Annotated in this window: 16 protein-coding genes; 10 read left to right on the top strand and 6 right to left on the bottom strand. The window is 57.2% G+C overall.

Annotated elements, in window-relative coordinates; all coding sequences use genetic code 11:
• Positions 1 to 8: 8 nt before the first annotated feature.
• The 4 genes from BV390_RS05020 to BV390_RS05005 all read left to right on the top strand — a co-directional run bounded on the left by BV390_RS05020 (position 9) and on the right by BV390_RS05005 (position 5546).
• Complete coding sequence (locus BV390_RS05020; protein ID WP_032696546.1) at positions 9 to 1373, top strand: MFS transporter; 1365 nt, start codon at positions 9 to 11, stop codon at positions 1371 to 1373.
• Entirely contained in the window at positions 1370 to 2398 is a 1029-nt protein-coding gene (locus BV390_RS05015) for a Gfo/Idh/MocA family protein (RefSeq protein ID WP_085396657.1), read from the top strand. The genes BV390_RS05020 and BV390_RS05015 overlap by 4 nt, the downstream gene beginning before the upstream one ends.
• 448 nt (positions 2399 to 2846) lie before the next feature.
• The gene (locus tag BV390_RS05010) at positions 2847 to 4025 is read left to right on the top strand and encodes a Gfo/Idh/MocA family protein (RefSeq protein WP_032696548.1); all 1179 of its coding nucleotides are present in this window, start codon (positions 2847 to 2849) and stop codon (positions 4023 to 4025) included.
• Between the two features lie 156 nt (positions 4026 to 4181).
• Positions 4182 to 5546, top strand: coding sequence for an MFS transporter (locus BV390_RS05005; protein ID WP_032696549.1), 1365 nt, complete (start codon positions 4182 to 4184; stop codon positions 5544 to 5546).
• Between the two features lie 67 nt (positions 5547 to 5613).
• Here BV390_RS05005 and BV390_RS05000 read toward each other — a convergent pair whose 3' ends face one another.
• Positions 5614 to 6105: a YajQ family cyclic di-GMP-binding protein gene (locus BV390_RS05000; RefSeq protein ID WP_004858653.1), complete on the bottom strand. Its 492-nt coding sequence runs from the start codon at positions 6103 to 6105 to the stop codon at positions 5614 to 5616.
• 198 nt (positions 6106 to 6303) lie between these two features.
• Between BV390_RS05000 and panE the strand changes: the two genes are divergently transcribed.
• Together panE and yajL are read left to right on the top strand one after the other, a co-directional pair.
• Entirely contained in the window at positions 6304 to 7215 is a 912-nt protein-coding gene (panE, locus tag BV390_RS04995; protein ID WP_032696550.1) for a 2-dehydropantoate 2-reductase, read from the top strand.
• Complete coding sequence (yajL, locus tag BV390_RS04990) at positions 7178 to 7771, top strand: protein deglycase YajL (RefSeq protein WP_032689255.1); 594 nt, start codon at positions 7178 to 7180, stop codon at positions 7769 to 7771. The genes panE and yajL overlap by 38 nt, the downstream gene beginning before the upstream one ends.
• Before the next feature lie 68 nt (positions 7772 to 7839).
• Here yajL and thiI read toward each other — a convergent pair whose 3' ends face one another.
• Positions 7840 to 9288: a tRNA uracil 4-sulfurtransferase ThiI gene (gene thiI / locus BV390_RS04985; RefSeq protein ID WP_032689256.1), complete on the bottom strand. Its 1449-nt coding sequence runs from the start codon at positions 9286 to 9288 to the stop codon at positions 7840 to 7842.
• A 302-nt stretch (positions 9289 to 9590) separates the two neighbouring features.
• Between thiI and xseB the strand changes: the two genes are divergently transcribed.
• The 4 genes from xseB (at position 9591) to BV390_RS04965 (ending at position 13654) form a co-directional block, all read left to right on the top strand.
• A complete protein-coding gene (gene xseB, locus BV390_RS04980) occupies positions 9591 to 9833 on the top strand; it encodes an exodeoxyribonuclease VII small subunit (RefSeq protein ID WP_032689257.1) in 243 nt (80 codons plus the stop codon).
• Entirely contained in the window at positions 9834 to 10733 is a 900-nt protein-coding gene (ispA, locus tag BV390_RS04975) for a (2E,6E)-farnesyl diphosphate synthase (RefSeq protein WP_032689258.1), read from the top strand.
• A gap of 16 nt (positions 10734 to 10749) precedes the next feature.
• Entirely contained in the window at positions 10750 to 12612 is a 1863-nt protein-coding gene (dxs, locus tag BV390_RS04970) for a 1-deoxy-D-xylulose-5-phosphate synthase (RefSeq protein WP_032689259.1), read from the top strand.
• Positions 12613 to 12679: 67 nt separating this feature from the next.
• A complete protein-coding gene (locus tag BV390_RS04965) occupies positions 12680 to 13654 on the top strand; it encodes an aldo/keto reductase (protein WP_046853029.1) in 975 nt (324 codons plus the stop codon).
• A 50-nt stretch (positions 13655 to 13704) separates the two neighbouring features.
• Here the strand turns inward: BV390_RS04965 and pgpA are convergent, their stop codons facing one another.
• From pgpA to ribH, 4 genes are all read right to left on the bottom strand, one after another.
• The gene (gene pgpA / locus BV390_RS04960) at positions 13705 to 14211 is read right to left on the bottom strand and encodes a phosphatidylglycerophosphatase A (protein WP_032696553.1); all 507 of its coding nucleotides are present in this window, start codon (positions 14209 to 14211) and stop codon (positions 13705 to 13707) included.
• Positions 14201 to 15175, bottom strand: a complete 975-nt coding sequence (thiL, locus tag BV390_RS04955; RefSeq protein WP_032689262.1) for a thiamine-phosphate kinase — start codon at positions 15173 to 15175, stop codon at positions 14201 to 14203. The genes pgpA and thiL overlap by 11 nt, the downstream gene beginning before the upstream one ends.
• Before the next feature lie 76 nt (positions 15176 to 15251).
• Complete coding sequence (gene nusB / locus BV390_RS04950; RefSeq protein WP_004858621.1) at positions 15252 to 15671, bottom strand: transcription antitermination factor NusB; 420 nt, start codon at positions 15669 to 15671, stop codon at positions 15252 to 15254.
• Between the two features lie 22 nt (positions 15672 to 15693).
• Positions 15694 to 16164 (bottom strand): 6,7-dimethyl-8-ribityllumazine synthase, encoded by a 471-nt coding sequence (gene ribH, locus BV390_RS04945; RefSeq protein WP_004858618.1) that lies wholly within the window; start codon positions 16162 to 16164, stop codon positions 15694 to 15696.
• Between the last annotated feature and the right edge of the window lie 16 nt (positions 16165 to 16180).

Below are 16180 nucleotides of genomic sequence, written 5' to 3'. Positions count from 1 at the left end.
AAAACCCTATGACTCAGATCCAACGCCTGGATGTCAGAGAGTTAATCAACGGTAATCCGCTTAGCCGTTTCCAGAAACTGGTGGTTTTCTTAGGCTTTTGCGTGATTGCCCTCGACGGTTTTGATATTGCGATTATGGGGTTTATCGCCCCGACGCTGAAGCATGAATGGGGGGTAACCAACTACGAGCTCGGCTTCGTCATCAGCGCGGCGCTGATTGGCCTGGCGCTGGGGGCGATCCTCTCAGGCCCGCTAGCCGACTGGCTGGGGCGAAAGAAAATCATCGTCAACAGCGTCTTTTTCTTTGGCTTCTGGACCATCGTCACCGCCTTCTCGCAGAACATCGAACAGATGATTTTTTTCCGTTTTATGACCGGACTGGGGCTCGGTGCGGCGATGCCCAATATCGGCACGCTGGTATCGGAGTATGCCCCCGAGCGCCAGCGCTCATTTCTGATTACGGTGATTTTTTGCGGCTTTACCTTTGGCGCAGCGGCAGGCGGCTTTTCTGCCTCGTGGCTAATCCCGCGTTTTGGCTGGCATTCGCTGATGGCGCTCGGCGGGATTCTTCCGCTGCTGTTCGCGCCGTTACTTATCTGGCTGCTGCCGGAGTCGGTGCGCTTTCTGGTGGTTAAACGCGCGCCGGCGGCACGTATCCGGGCGATATTACAACGCCTCTATCCGGGGCAAATCGCGGATAACGCTGAATTCACGCTCCCGGCGCAGCCCGTCAACGCCAACGCCATGCGCCTTGTCCTCTCGCGCCACTACCGCCTCGGCTCGCTGATGTTATGGCTGGTCTATTTTATGGGCCTGTTTCTGGTTTATATCCTCGGCAGCTGGCTGCCGACGCTGGTCAAAGAGGTTGGGCTGACCGTCAGTCAGGCGGCGGTGATGACGGCGATTTATCAGGCCGGCGGCACCGTAGGCTCTCTGTTCGCTGGCTGGCTAATGGATCGCATCAATCCCCATCGGGCGCTGGGGCTGATTTATGCCATCGGCGGCCTGTTTACGATGGCCATGGGCTATGCCGCCGCCAGTTTTGCGCTGTTGTGCCTGCTGGCCTTCGTCAGCGGCGCTTGCCTGAACGGCGCGAATACCGGCATGAATGCGCTCTCCGCCCGCTATTATCCGACCCAGGCGCGCGCGACCGGCTCCAGCTGGATGCACGGCGTCGGCCGAATGGGCGCCATCCTCAGCGCCTTTGCCGGCGCGGAAATGATGGCGCTGAATCTCAGCTTCGAAAACGTCTTTTTAATCCTTGGGATCCCGGCGGCATTAACCGTCGTCGGTCTGGTAGTGAAGGGGCTGTTTGCCAGCGATGCCGAAACGGCCTCCCCTGCCCCTTCCCCCACGCTGAGGAGTCTGTCGTGAGCAAAATACGTCTTGCCGTCATTGGCGCGGGCGCCATCGGACGCAAACATATTGCGGTAATTCGCGCTAACCCACGGGCTGAGCTGGTCGCGCTGGCCGATCCTTCACCCCAGGCGCAGGCGCTGGCGCAATCGCTGGATATCCCAGGGTATGACAGCGTTGAAGCCCTGCTGGACGCGGTCCACCCGCAGGGGGTGATTAACGCCACGCCCAATATTCTGCACCTGCCCTGTGCTCTGGCCTGCATCGAACGCGGGATCCCGGTGCTGGTCGAAAAGCCCGTCGCCGACTCGCCGCAACGCGCCCGGGAACTGGTCGATGCCGCTGCTCGCCATCAGGTTGCGGTGCTGGTAGGGCACCACCGGCGGCATAACGCGCTGATCGCCGCGGCGAAGACAGCGATCGACAGCGGCGAACTCGGGCAAATCGTCACCGTCTCCGCGCACTGGGTACTGCAAAAGCCGGATGAGTATTTTGACATTGCCTGGCGACGCGAGCCCGGCGCGGGACCGCTGCTGGTCAATCTGGTCCATGATATTGACCTGATGCGCTATCTGTTTGGCGAAATCGACCAGGTGCAGGCCTTTACCTCCCATGCCGTACGCCGCTTCGCCAATGAAGACAGCGCGGTGGTAAACCTGCGGTTCGCCAGCGGGGCATTAGGTAGCGCGGTACTCACCGATTGCGGCGTAGGCCCGTGGAGCTGGGAGATGAACTCCGGAGAAAATGCGAACTACGCCCATGCGCCGGAAAACTGCTATCTGATTTCCGGTACCGGCGGCGCGCTGGCGATCCCGCAGATGCAGCGGTGGCGCTATGGCGAAGCGCGCGGCTGGCTCCACCCGCTGCTGAGTGACAGGCTTCACGTCGAGGCTATCGATCCCTTCATGCTGCAGCTTGACCACTTTTTGCAGGTCATCACGGGCGAGGAGAAACCGCTGATCGATGCTGCCGATGCGCTGCGCTCACTGGAGATCGTTGCCGCCATTCAGCGGGCGGCAGGCCAGACGACCGGATCCGCATAAACAGATGTCGGCGCAATACCGCATTGCGCCGACTTTCCTGCTATCTTTACTACGGAAGAAAAAGAAAAATAAGTTTCATTTAAACAAAAAATGAAATTACATCGCTCGTTAGCTCAGCGGTTTCACCCGCACTATCACACATCCCTGGCCAGAAACACCAATAAAAATAGGGTTAATAATCTCATTTAATACGCTTTTTAGCCAAATCGTCACTTTTCAGAGGCACACTCGACGGTGAGGATAATCTTGATAATTTTTCGATCCTTCTCTCATAAATAAAAATTTAATTTCATATAATATAGAAAATGAAATAAACATTTTTAAATTTACCTTGTCACTCCTCAGGCGACAGTTTCATCGTCAGGCGTGGCGCCAGGGTCCTGTCCCGCTTCCTGGAGCAGGGAGCGATTTTCATCAGACATCCGTACTTTGTATCAAGGAGAACACCATGTTAAACGGCATGAAACCCCTGTCTCGCTCCCTGCGCTGGGGAATGGTCGGCGGCGGATCCACCAGCCAGATCGGCTACAGCCACCGCTCAGCCGCGCTGCGTGACAATGTCTTTACCTTGCTGGCCGGCGCTTTTGATATTGATGCCGAACGCGGACGTCAGTTTGGTGAACAGCTCGGGATCGCGCCGGGGCGCTGCTATGCCGATTATCAAACGCTGTTCCGCGAAGAGGCGCTGCGTCCTGACGGTATTGAAGTGGTGTCGGTAACCACGCCGAACAATACCCACTTCGCCATTACCAAAGCGGCGCTGGAAGCCGGACTGCACGTTATCTGCGAAAAACCGCTCTGCTTTACCGCCGCGGAAGCCCAGGAGCTGCGGGAGCTGAGCATCAAGCATAATAAAATCGTCGGCGTCACCTACGGCTATGCCGGGTATCAGATGATTCAGCAGGCGCGCCAGATGATTGCCGACGGGCTGCTCGGACAGATTCGAATTATCAATATGCAGTTTGCCCACGGTTTTCATAATGAAGCCGTCGAGCTGCAGGCGGAGTCAACCCGCTGGCGCGTTACGCCGAAGTATGCCGGGCCAAGCTACGTGCTGGGCGACCTGGCAACGCATCCGCTCTTTGTGGCCGAAACGATGGCGCCGCACCTCAACATTCGCCGTCTGATGTGTTCTCGCCAGAGTTTCGTTGCATCGCGCGCACCGCTGGAAGATAACGCGTTTGTGCTGATGGAATACGATAACGGCGCCGTGGGCTCAATGTGGACCAGCGCGGTCAATAGCGGCGCCATGCACTCGCAGAAGGTGCGGATCGTCGGTGAGAAAGCCAGCATCGAGTGGTGGGATGAGCATCCTAACCAGCTCAGCTACGAGGTACAAGGTGAGCCGGCGCGGGTACTTGAGCGCGGCATGCCCTATCTCAGCGCCGCGGCCCTGGCAGACGATCGTATCGGCGGCGGCCACCCGGAGGGACTGTTTGAAGCGTGGGCAAACCTCTACCGGCGCTATGCGATAGCCATCGATGCGATGGATCGGGGCGATCGCGCGTTTCTGGAGAGCTTCTGGTACCCGGACGTTGAAGCAGGTCTGCACGGCGTCTACTGGGTGGAGCAATGCGTGAAATCCGCCGACGCCGGCAGCCAATGGGTTGACTTTAATTTACAATAAATGCCATCAACCAGTGGGGCCTTCTCCACTGGTTTCTTTGTTTTCCCCGCGTTTACCTCATCATGCAACACAGCGGTAATATCTGTTAAACAAACATTTATTTACGCTTATGCCTGCCACCACTACACTAGTCGCAGTTTTTAGATTGAGGTGGTAATGAACGACAATAAAATGACGCCAGGTGAACTGCGCGCGACCTGGGGTCTGGGGACCGTATTCTCGCTGCGTATGCTCGGCATGTTTATGGTTCTGCCGGTTTTGACCACCTATGGCATGGCGTTACAGGGCGCCAGCGAAGCGCTGATTGGCCTGGCTATTGGTATCTATGGTCTGGCACAGGCCGTATTCCAGATTCCCTTCGGCCTGCTTTCCGACCGTATTGGTCGTAAACCGCTGATTGTCGGCGGCCTGTTAATCTTCGTTATCGGTAGCGTCATCGCCGCGCTCAGCGACTCTATCTGGGGCATCATTCTTGGGCGCGCGCTGCAGGGTTCCGGCGCCATTGCCGCAGCGGTCATGGCGCTCCTCTCCGATTTAACCCGCGAACAGAACCGTACGAAGGCGATGGCCTTTATCGGCGTCAGTTTTGGCGTTACTTTTGCCATCGCCATGGTGCTGGGGCCGATTATTACTCACCAGCTCGGCCTGCATGCGCTGTTCTGGATGATCGCCATCCTCGCGACGATCGGCATCCTGCTGACCCTGTGGGTGGTGCCCAACAGCCATAATCACGTGCTGAACCGTGAATCAGGGATGGTCAAAGGCTGCTTTAGCAAAGTGCTTGCTGAGCCGAAACTACTGAAGCTCAACTTCGGCATTATGTGCCTGCATATCATGCTGATGTCCACCTTTGTTGCCCTGCCTGGGCAGCTGGAAGCCGCCGGTTTCCCCGCCGCCGAGCACTGGAAAATTTACCTGGTCACCATGCTGATTTCGTTTGTTTCGGTGGTGCCGTTTATCATCTATGCCGAAGTGAAGCGCAAGATGAAACACGTGTTCCTGTTCTGCGTCGCGCTGCTGCTGGTGGCCGAAATCGTCCTGTGGGGCGCAGGCGGCTATTTCTGGGAACTGGTCGCCGGCGTTCAGCTGTTCTTCCTCGCCTTTAACCTGCTGGAAGCCCTGCTCCCCTCTTTAATCAGTAAAGAGTCGCCGGCGGGCTATAAAGGTACCGCAATGGGCATCTATTCGACCAGCCAGTTCCTTGGCGTGGCGATTGGCGGCGCGCTGGGAGGCTGGGTAGACGGCTTCTTTGATTCGCAAACCGTATTCTTGCTTGGCGCGCTGCTGGCGATGCTGTGGCTGCTGGTTGCCGGGACGATGAGCGAACCGCCGTACGTCAGCAGCCTGCGGGTTGAAATTCCCGGTGATGTGGTGGCCGATAGCGCGCTGCAGGAGCGTCTGCAGAGCACTGATGGGGTAAAACAGGTTCTGGTGGTGCCCGACGAACGGTCGGTGTATATCAAAATCGACAGCAAGGTGACCAACCGCTTCGAAATTGAGCAGGCCATCAAAGGGGTATAAAAAAAGCGGGGAAATCCCCGCTTTTTTATTGGCCGACCTTTGCAGATGATACGCCAGCAGCCCCGACTTAGTCGCGGAAGTTTTTGAACTGGAACGGCTGTCCCAGGTCGCCACCGCGCACCAGCGCCATCACCGCCTGCAGATCGTCGCGCGCTTTACCGGTGACGCGAATCTCTTCGCCCTGAATTTGCGCCTGCACCTTCAGCTTGCTGTCTTTGATCAGCTTGACGATTTTTTTCTGCGTCGCGCTCTCAATCCCCTGCTTCAGCTTCGCATCGACAAACCAGGTTTTCCCGCTGTGTACGAACTCGTCCGGCACTTCGATAGAACTGCCTTCAATGCCGCGTTTTAACAGCTTCGCACGCAGAATATCCAGCAGCTGGTTAATCTGGAAATCAGATTCGCTGAGGACCTTGATGGTCTCGTTTTTTTCGTTCAGTTCGAAGCTCGCTTCAACGTTACGAAAATCAAAACGCGACTCCACTTCACGGGTCGCATTCTCTACGGCGTTTCGAACTTCCTGAAGATCGACTTCAGAGACAATATCGAAAGATGGCATCTTTTCCTCTCCTTCTGTTTCTTTTGCGTTGCATAATACCCGCAACGCGACATAACTCAACTGGTTATCCCGCAAGCATAGCCGATGTTCCGATGCTCAATGCACGCCAGGCCACCGAGGTGTGGGCTGCAGCCGGCAGCGCAACGAGTATATACTTTAGCTATAAATGCCTGGGGTAGTCGCAGGTGAGGAGGAAGAATGAAAGTAACCGTACTCGGATGCGGTGCGCTGGGGCAGCTATGGCTAACCGCGTTATGCAAACACGGACACGATGTCCAGGGCTGGTTACGCGTCCCACAACCCTTTTGTAGCGTCAATCTGATCGAGACTGACGGGACGATTTTTAATGAGTCGTTAACCGCCAACGATCCTGACTTTCTCGCCAGCAGCGACCTGCTGCTGGTGACGCTAAAAGCCTGGCAGGTCTCCAACGCGGTAAAAAATCTGGCGCAAACTCTCCCCGCCTCGTCGCCGATCTTGCTTATCCATAACGGGATGGGGACCGTCGATGAACTGAAAGGCGTGCAGCAGCCGCTGCTGCTGGGCTCGACAACCCAGGCCGCACGCCGCGACGGCAACGTCATTGTGCACGTCGCCAACGGCACGACGCATATCGGCCCGGCGAAAGACTATCCGCAGGATTACAGCGACCTTGCCGATACCCTGCAAAGCGTCCTGCCGGACGTCGCCTGGCACAATAATATCCGCCCGGCAACGTGGAGCAAGCTGGCGGTTAACTGCGTGATTAACCCGCTGACGGCGCTGAAAGAGTGCCACAACGGCGATTTGCGCGACTATCCGCAGGAAGTTGAGGTCATCTGCCGGGAGGTCGCTGCGGTCATGGAGCGCGAAGGTATTCATACTTCACCGGAAAACCTGTTATTTTATGTCCATCAGGTAATTGAAAGTACGGCAGAAAATATCTCTTCGATGTTGCAGGATATCCGCGCGCAGCGTCGTACGGAAATCGACTATATCACCGGTTTTCTACTGAAGCGCGCCCGCGCTCACGGCCTTGCCGTACCGGAAAACGCCCGTTTGTTTGAACTGGTAAAGCGTAAGGAGAATGAATATGAGCGCGTCGGCACTGATTTGCCTCGCCCCTGGTAGCGAAGAGACCGAAGCGGTCACCACAATGGATTTACTGGTCCGCGGCGGCGTGCAGGTCACCACGGCCAGCGTCGCCAGCGATGGCGGCCTGACTATCGTCTGCTCGCGGGGCGTCAGGCTGCTGGCGGATGCGCCGCTGGTAGAGGTCGCCGACGGCGATTATGACATTATCGTCCTTCCCGGTGGGATAAAAGGCGCGGAGTATTTCCGCGACAGCCCGCTGCTGGTGGAAACGGTCCGCCAGTTTCATCTTTCCGGACGCATTGTCGCCGCCATCTGCGCGGCGGCGGCGACCGTACTGGTGCCGCATAACCTTTTCCCCATCGGCAATATGACCGGTTTTCCGGCCCTTAAGGATCGCATCCCTGAAGAGCAGTGGCAGGACAAGCGCGTGGTCTGGGACCCGCGGGTCAACCTGCTCACCAGCCAGGGGCCAGGAACATCCATTGATTTTGCGCTCAAAATGATCGACCTGCTGGTCGGGCGTGAAAAAGCCCATGAGGTTGCGTCACAGCTGGTGATGGCGGCGGGAATTTATAACTACTACGAAGCCTGATTTGGCGAAACGGTCGCCCGGATAAGGCAGGAGCGCCGCTATCCGGGATGACCGTGATTGTTCGCGGTTTACGGGCGGTAAACCTTCACGTTCTCAAAGCCCTGCTCACGCAGGTACAGCGCCTGCAGACGGCTCATCACGCCGCGTTCGCACCACAGCAGCCAGGTTTTGCTCTGGTCGAGATTGCCGAACTGGGTGCTCAGCTTGTAGAACGGTAATGACACAACGTCAACGCCTTCAACCTTCAGCGGCTTTTCATCCTGTTCGTCTACGGAACGAATATCCAGAATGACGTCGTTCGGGCTAAAGCCGGTCACGGTTTCAACTTCCACCACTTCCTGCTGAGTCTGCTGGGCGATATCGCGAATATCCACGTTATTCGCTTCCGCCACCACTTTATCGAGGATGCTAAAGTCGAAGTTCTCTTCTTCTGCTTCAATCTTCGCCTTCACCGCTTTCACGGTCGGGCTCTTCGAAATCACGCCGCAATACTCCGGCATGGTGCGGGCAAAATCTTCGGTACCGATTTCACGGGCCAGGTCGATGATGTGCTCTTTATCGTGCGAAATCAGCGGACGCAGAATCAGGGTGTCGGAGACATTGTCAATCAGACGCAGGTTGGTCAGAGTCTGGCTGGACACCTGGCCCAGCGCTTCGCCGGTCACCAGCGCCTGCACGCCATAGCGCTCGGCTACTTTCGATGCCGCACGGATCATCATGCGCTTCAGCACCACGCCCATCTGGCCATCGTCGACTTTCTCGAGGATCTCCCCCACGACCGGTTCGAAGTTAATCGCCACGAAACGAACGCGGTGCGAGCTGCCGAAGCGGTTCCACAGGTAGTGCGCCACCTGACGAACGCCAATTTCATGCGCCGCGCCGCCAAGATTAAAGAAGCAGTAGTGCACGCGACAGCCGCGACGCATCAGCATGTAGCTGGAGACGCCGGAGTCGAAGCCGCCGGAAATCAGCGACAGCACATCTTCCTGAGTGCCGATCGGGAAACCACCGATCCCTTCGTAGCGCCCTTTTACCAGCAGCAGACGATCGTTTTCAATTTCCAGATTGACCGTAATATCCGGGTCAGTCAGCTTCACGCGCGCCGTTTCGATATGCTGGTTCAGGCCACCGCCGACGTAGCGTTCCACTTCGATAGAGGTAAACTCATGCTTGCCGCGACGTTTTACGCGCACGCAGAAGGTTTTGCCTTCCAGCGCTTCACGCCACAGCGGCAACGTTTTCTCAAAAATATCGTGCAGTGAGGTAAACGGGACGTCTTCGACTTCCAGAATATGGTGGATACCCGGGATTCGGGTCAGCGCATCGCGAATAATCGGACGCTGATTTTCGTCTTTCGCGCGAACTTCGATATGATCCCAATGACGAACGACGGCAAGCGTCTCATCATAGTTTTTGAGAACGTTACGAATGTTCCCGGTTAAGATCTTAATGAAGCGCAATCTCACGGATTGGCTTTTGATGGTGATTTCCGGGAACAATTTAATGATAAACTTCATGGCGACAATAGTTCGTTGGCAAGCCCGACGGGGCTTTAAGCAAAAGTTGTACTGCAGTGCACCGCGGTGCCTGCATCCAGGGAGCGCAGTATATCACCATTGAGTACATTGCGCCTCGCATTGCGCGTTTTACATAAAATCATTCAGGATGCTCCCGCGCGACGGGGGCATAACCCACTTGCCAGCCACCCGTTTGCGCGCTTTCGGCAACGATTCCGCGAAAGGATGAGGTGTATATTTGCTTAACCACGTGACTTCGTTACCATATTGGTGTCGCGACATTACAAGAGTCTATATTCACTATGCCAAAGAAAAATGAGGCCCCGGCCAGCTTTGAAACCGCCCTGGGCGAGCTGGAGCAGATTGTTAATCGTCTGGAAAGCGGCGCGCTGCCGTTAGAAGAGGCGCTCAGCGAATTTGAGCGCGGCGTACAGCTGGCGCGTCAGGGGCAGGCCCGATTGCAGCAGGCCGAACAGCGCGTCCAGATTCTGCTGGCCGACAGCGAGGATAGCCCGCTGACGCCGTTGACACCGGATGCTGAATAAATGGACTTCTCGCAACAATTACACGCTTGCGTTGAGCAGGCCAACGACGCGCTACGCCGTTTCCTCGCTCCGCTGCCTTTTCAGAACACTCCACTGGTTGAAGCCATGCAGTACGGCGCACTATTAGGCGGAAAACGCCTGCGTCCGTTCCTCGTCTATGCCACCGGCGAAATGTTCGGCGTCAGCCGGACAACGCTGGACGCGCCGGCCGCCGCCGTCGAATGCATCCATGCTTACTCTCTGATGCATGACGATCTGCCCGCTATGGACGACGACGATCTGCGCCGCGGTCTGCCGACCTGCCACATTAAATTTGGCGAAGCGAACGCAATTCTTGCCGGAGATGCCCTACAAACGCTGGCATTTTCTATACTGAGTGATGCGCCGATGCCTGAAGTGCCGGACAGCGATCGTCTGGCGATGGTTTCGACGCTGGCTCACGCCAGCGGCGTCGCCGGAATGTGCGGCGGACAGGCGCTGGATCTGGAAGCCGAAGGTCATCAGGTTGACCTGCAGGCGCTGGAGCGGATTCATCGCCACAAAACCGGCGCGCTGATCTGCGCCGCGGTGCGCATGGGCGCGCTGAGCGCAGGTGAACGCGGCCGCGCGGCCCTGCCGGCGCTCGATCGCTTTGCGCAAAATATCGGTCTCGCCTTCCAGGTCCAGGATGACATTCTTGACGTGGTAGGGGATACTGCGACCCTTGGCAAACGTCAGGGAGCTGACCAGCAGCTAGGCAAAAGTACCTATCCTGCGCTTCTGGGACTTGAACAAGCGCGTAAAAAAGCGCATGACCTGATTGAAGACGCCCGTCAGTCGCTGAGTGAGCTGGCCGCGCAATCTCTGGATACTACGGCACTGGAAGCGCTCGCGAATTACATAATTCAGCGCGATAAATAAACAATAAGAGTCTCTGATGAGTTTTGATATTGCCAAATACCCGACCCTGGCACTGGTGGATTCCACCCAGGAGTTGCGTTTGTTGCCGAAAGACAGCCTGCCGAAACTGTGCGACGAACTCCGGCGCTACCTGCTGGACAGCGTCAGCCGTTCCAGCGGGCATTTTGCCTCCGGCCTCGGCACGGTCGAACTGACCGTGGCGCTTCACTACGTCTATAACACGCCTTTTGACCGTTTAATTTGGGACGTGGGCCACCAGGCCTACCCGCATAAAATTCTGACCGGGCGCCGCGATAAAATCGGCACCATTCGTCAGAAAGGCGGGCTGCATCCGTTCCCGTGGCGCGGCGAAAGCGAATATGACGTCCTGAGCGTCGGCCACTCATCAACCTCCATTTCTGCGGGTATCGGAGTGGCGATTGCCGCGGCGAAAGAAGACAAACAGCGGCGTGCGGTCTGCGTCATTGGCGACGGTGCCATTACCGCAGGTATGGCGTTTGAGGCGATGAACCATGCGGGCGATATCAAACCCGATCTGCTGGTGGTGCTGAACGACAACGAAATGTCGATCTCCGAAAATGTCGGCGCGCTGAATAATCATCTGGCGCAGCTGCTCTCCGGAAAACTGTACTCTACGCTGCGCGAAGGCGGTAAAAAGGTCTTCTCTGGCGTGCCGCCGATTAAAGAGCTGCTCAAACGTACCGAAGAACATCTCAAAGGGATGGTCGTTCCCGGAACCCTGTTTGAAGAGCTGGGCTTTAACTACATCGGCCCGGTGGACGGTCACGATGTACTCGGTCTGGTCAATACGCTAAAAAATATGCGCGACCTGAAAGGGCCGCAGTTCCTGCATATTATGACCAAAAAAGGTCGCGGCTATGAGCCGGCGGAAAAAGACCCGATTACCTTCCACGCGGTGCCGAAATTTGACCATACCAGCGGAGTCCTGCCGAAAAGCAGCGGCGGCCTGCCCTCCTACTCGAAAATTTTTGGCGACTGGCTGTGCGAAACCGCGGCGAAAGACAGCAAGCTGATGGCCGTTACGCCGGCTATGCGCGAAGGCTCGGGCATGGTCGAGTTTTCCAGAAAATACCCTGACCAGTATTTCGATGTGGCGATTGCGGAACAGCACGCGGTGACGTTCGCCGCCGGCCTGGCGATCGGCGACTACAAGCCGGTGGTGGCTATCTACTCCACCTTCCTGCAGCGCGCCTACGATCAGCTGATCCACGATGTCGCTATCCAGAAGCTGCCGGTTCTGTTTGCCATCGACCGCGCGGGAATCGTCGGCGCCGACGGACAAACGCACCAGGGTGCATTCGATCTCTCCTTCCTGCGCTGTATCCCGGATATGGTGATCATGACGCCGAGCGACGAAAACGAGTGCCGTCAGATGCTCTACACCGGCTATCACTACAATGAAGGGCCGAGCGCGGTTCGCTACCCGCGCGGCACCGGCACCGGCGCCACGCTGGAGCCGCTGGCTTCACTGCCGATCGGCAAAGGCGTGGTGAAACGCACGGGCGAAAAGGTGGCGATACTCAACTTCGGCACTCTGCTGCCGGAAGCGGCGCAGGTGGCAGACAAGCTCAACGCCACGCTGGTCGATATGCGTTTTGTCAAACCCCTTGATGATGCGCTTATTTTGCAGCTTGCCGCCGACCACGATGTGCTGGTAACTGTGGAAGAGAATGCCATTATGGGCGGCGCGGGTAGCGGCGTGAATGAGCTGCTGATGGCCCATCGCCGTGTGGTTCCGGTGCTGAATATCGGCCTGCCGGACTTCTTTATTCCCCAGGGAACCCAGGAAGAAGTGCGCGCCGACCTCGGCCTTGATGCCGCCGGTATCGAAGCCAAAATCACCGCCTGGCTGGTCTGAATCCTCTCCGCTAACGGCGCCTGCTATGCTTAAAGGATACCCTTTTTGTTGATAGCAGGAGCCGTTCATGCACTACATCACACCTGAAGCAACCCACCTGCGGGTCTCCCGGCTTTGTCTCGGCTGTATGACCTTTGGCGAGCCGGATCGGGGCAAGCACGCCTGGACCCTGCCTGAAGAGAGCAGCCGACCGCTCATTCAACGTGCGCTGGAAGGCGGCATCAACTTTTTTGATACCGCAAACAGCTACTCAGACGGCAGCAGCGAAGAGATTGTCGGTCGCGCGCTACGCGATTTCGCCCGCCGCGACGAAGTGGTGGTGGCCACTAAGGTATATCACCAGGTCGGGGATCTGCCGGAGGGCCTCTCGCGTGCGCAAATCCTGCGCTCTATCGACGACAGCCTGCGCCGTTTAGGTATGGAATATGTCGATCTGCTGCAGATCCATCGCTGGGATTACAGCACGCCGATTGAAGAGACCCTGGAAGCGCTGAATGAGGTCGTTAAGGCCGGGAAAGCACGTTATATTGGCGCCTCATCGATGCACGCCCGCCAGTTTGCGCAGGCGCTACAGCTTCAGGAGAGCAACGGCTGGGCGCGCTTTGTCACCATGCAGGATCATTACAACCTGATCTATCGTGAAGAAGAGAACGAGATGCTGCCGCTGTGCCATCGTGCTGGCGTATCGGTCATCCCCTGGAGCCCGCTGGCGCGGGGTCGCCTCACCCGTCCGTGGGGCGAAACCACGGCCCGGCTGGTCTCTGATGAGTTTGGTCAATCGCTCTACAGCGCCAGCGATGAAAACGATGCGCAGATTGCACAGAATCTTGCTGAAGTGGCGGAAGAACTCGGTGCCAACCGCGCCCAGGTGGCGCTGGCCTGGCTGCTGAGCAAGCCCGGCGTCGCCGCGCCAATCGTCGGAGCCTCCAGACAGGAGCAGCTCGACGAGCTGCTGGGGGCGGTGGATTTAACGCTGACGCCCGAACAGGTAGAAAAGCTGGAGGCGCCGTACAAGCCGCATCCGATTGTGGGTTTTAAATAAGCGAGCCGCCCGGGCCACAGGCCCGGGCAAACTCACCCCGGGGAGTGAGCTCAGAAAAGACCAATCGGCCAGTGGTGGCCTATCAGATACAGCACGCCGGCGGAGATTACCCCGGCGACAATATCATCGACCATGATCCCCATCCCGCCGTGGATATTGCGGTCAAACCAGCGAATCGGCCACGGTTTCCACATATCAAAAATACGGAAGATAACAAACCCGGCGGCGACCCATTGCCAGTCAAGCGTCGGCAGCGCCATCAAGGTGATCCACATCCCGACAAACTCGTCCCAGACGATGCTCCCGTGGTCGTGCGTGCCCATATCTTTCGCCGTGCGATGGCAGATATAGACCCCGATACAGATGCCCATCATCACCACCAGCGAATAGAGCTGCCAGGGGAGAAAGGTCATCAGATACCAGAACGGAATCGCCGCCAGCGAACCCATTGTGCCAGGCACCACGGGGCTTAACCCGCTGCCAAAACCGGTCGCCAGCAAATGCCAGGGATTCAGCATATTGAGGCGGCTTTTTGCGATATCTTTACTACGCACCAAAGTGATCGTACCCCTGTAAATCCAGCTGGACCGGTTTACCGGATTGCATCAGCTGCAAACCGTCCGCCTCGGCGCTAATCTGTCCAATGCAGGTAAAGCGCGCCCCAAGCTGGCCGATAGCCACATCAAGCGCGCCGCGGTTAAGTTCAGGCACGGTAAAGCACAGTTCGTAGTCTTCACCGCCAGAGAGCGCCCAGCGCAACGCCTGCTCCCTCTCCGCATGGCGCAGCAGCGCATCGGATAACGGCATCGCGTCAAGATCGATCCGCGCGCCGCAGCCGCTGGCCTTCAGAATGTGCCCCAGATCGGAGATAAGACCGTCGGACAGATCGATGGCCGAGCTGGCCAGATCGCGCAGCGCCTGTCCTTGTAACACGCGCGGCATCGGGCGCAAATGGCGCGCCAGCAGGTAGTCGGCGTCAGCCGCTGACTCCACCACCAGACGATCCTGCAAAATGGCCAATCCTGCGGCGCTGTCGCCGGGGGTGCCGGTGACGTATATCCAGTCGCCAGGCTTCGCACCGGAACGCTTCAGAGCGCGTCCTGGCGGGACAAAACCGTGAATACCCAGGGTCATCGACAGCGGACCGCGGGTAGTATCACCGCCGATCAGCTGCATATCGTAATAGTTGAGCTGCATGAACAGGCTATCGCTGAACGCTGCCAGCCACGCTTCATCCGCTTCCGGTAGCGTTAACGCCAGCGTCAACCACGCCGGTTCGGCGCCCATCGCCGCGAGATCGCTCAGATTGACCGCCAGCGCCTTGTAAGCCAGATCGGCAGGATCGATATCAGGTAAAAAATGGTTGCCCGCCACCAGGGTGTCGGTGCTGATTGCCAGCGTTTTTTTCTCGGGAATGTTCAGGAGAGCGCAGTCATCGCCGATGCCGGTTTCCACATCGAGACGCATGCTTTTTACGCGATCAAAATAACGGGCAATCAGGGAAAATTCGCCGCATGCCATACGTTATGCCTCAGCAAAAGAAAAGAATAAGGCCGGACCTTGCGTGGATGACATCCCGCGAGACCCGGCCTGGAGTTTACTTTTTGTTGGGACGAATTGCCGGGGCTGCTTTGTCCAGCACGCCGTTAACAAACTTATGGCTATCTTCGGCGCCGAAGGTTTTCGCCAGTTCGATAGCTTCGTTAATCGCAACTTTATACGGAACATCGTCACGTTTAGACAGCTCGAACAAGGCGATACGCAGTACCGCTTTCTCCACCTGACCCAGCTCTTCAAGCAGGCGGGACAGGTACGGCTTCATCAGGCCGTCGAGGTATGCGCTGTTAGTCGCCACTCCGGACAGCAGTTCGCGGAAATACAGAACGTCGACATCTTTGACATCCTGTTCCGCCAGGAACTGGTATTCAACATCAGCGATGTCGTTCTGGGACAACTGCCAGGAGTAAAGCGCCTGGACGGCACACTCACGGGCGCGGCGACGAGCAGCAGGTTTCACGGAATTCCCCTTACAAAAAAATTCAGGCCTTGATGGCTTTCAATACGTTAATCATTTCCAGCGCGGTCAGCGCAGCTTCTGCGCCTTTGTTACCGGCTTTGGTACCAGCGCGTTCGATGGCTTGTTCAATGCTTTCTGTCGTCAGAACACCAAAGGCTACCGGGATTTCGCTGTCCTGCGCGACATGTGCGAGGCCATTGCTTGCTCCGCCAGCCACATATTCAAAGTGCGCGGTACCCCCACGAATCACCGTACCCAGAGCAATCACTGCGTCATATTTACCGGTTTTAGCCAGCACGCCAGCCGCCAGCGGCAGCTCATACGCGCCTGGAACCCAAACAACGGTAATATTTTCATCTTTTACCTGACCGATGCGCTTGAGTGCGTCAATAGCACCTTCCAGCAGGCTGTCATTGATAAAGTTGTTGAAACGCGCAATGGTGATGGCGACGCGAGCGTCCGGGGTAGCAACGTTAGCTTCAATAATGTTCATACTCTTCCTTCGGGTT

The organism is Klebsiella sp. YJ, assembly GCF_002108615.1.
In the GTDB taxonomy this organism is placed as follows: Bacteria; Pseudomonadota; Gammaproteobacteria; order Enterobacterales; family Enterobacteriaceae; genus Klebsiella; species Klebsiella planticola.
This window is presented reverse-complemented; position numbering and strand designations above follow the sequence as displayed.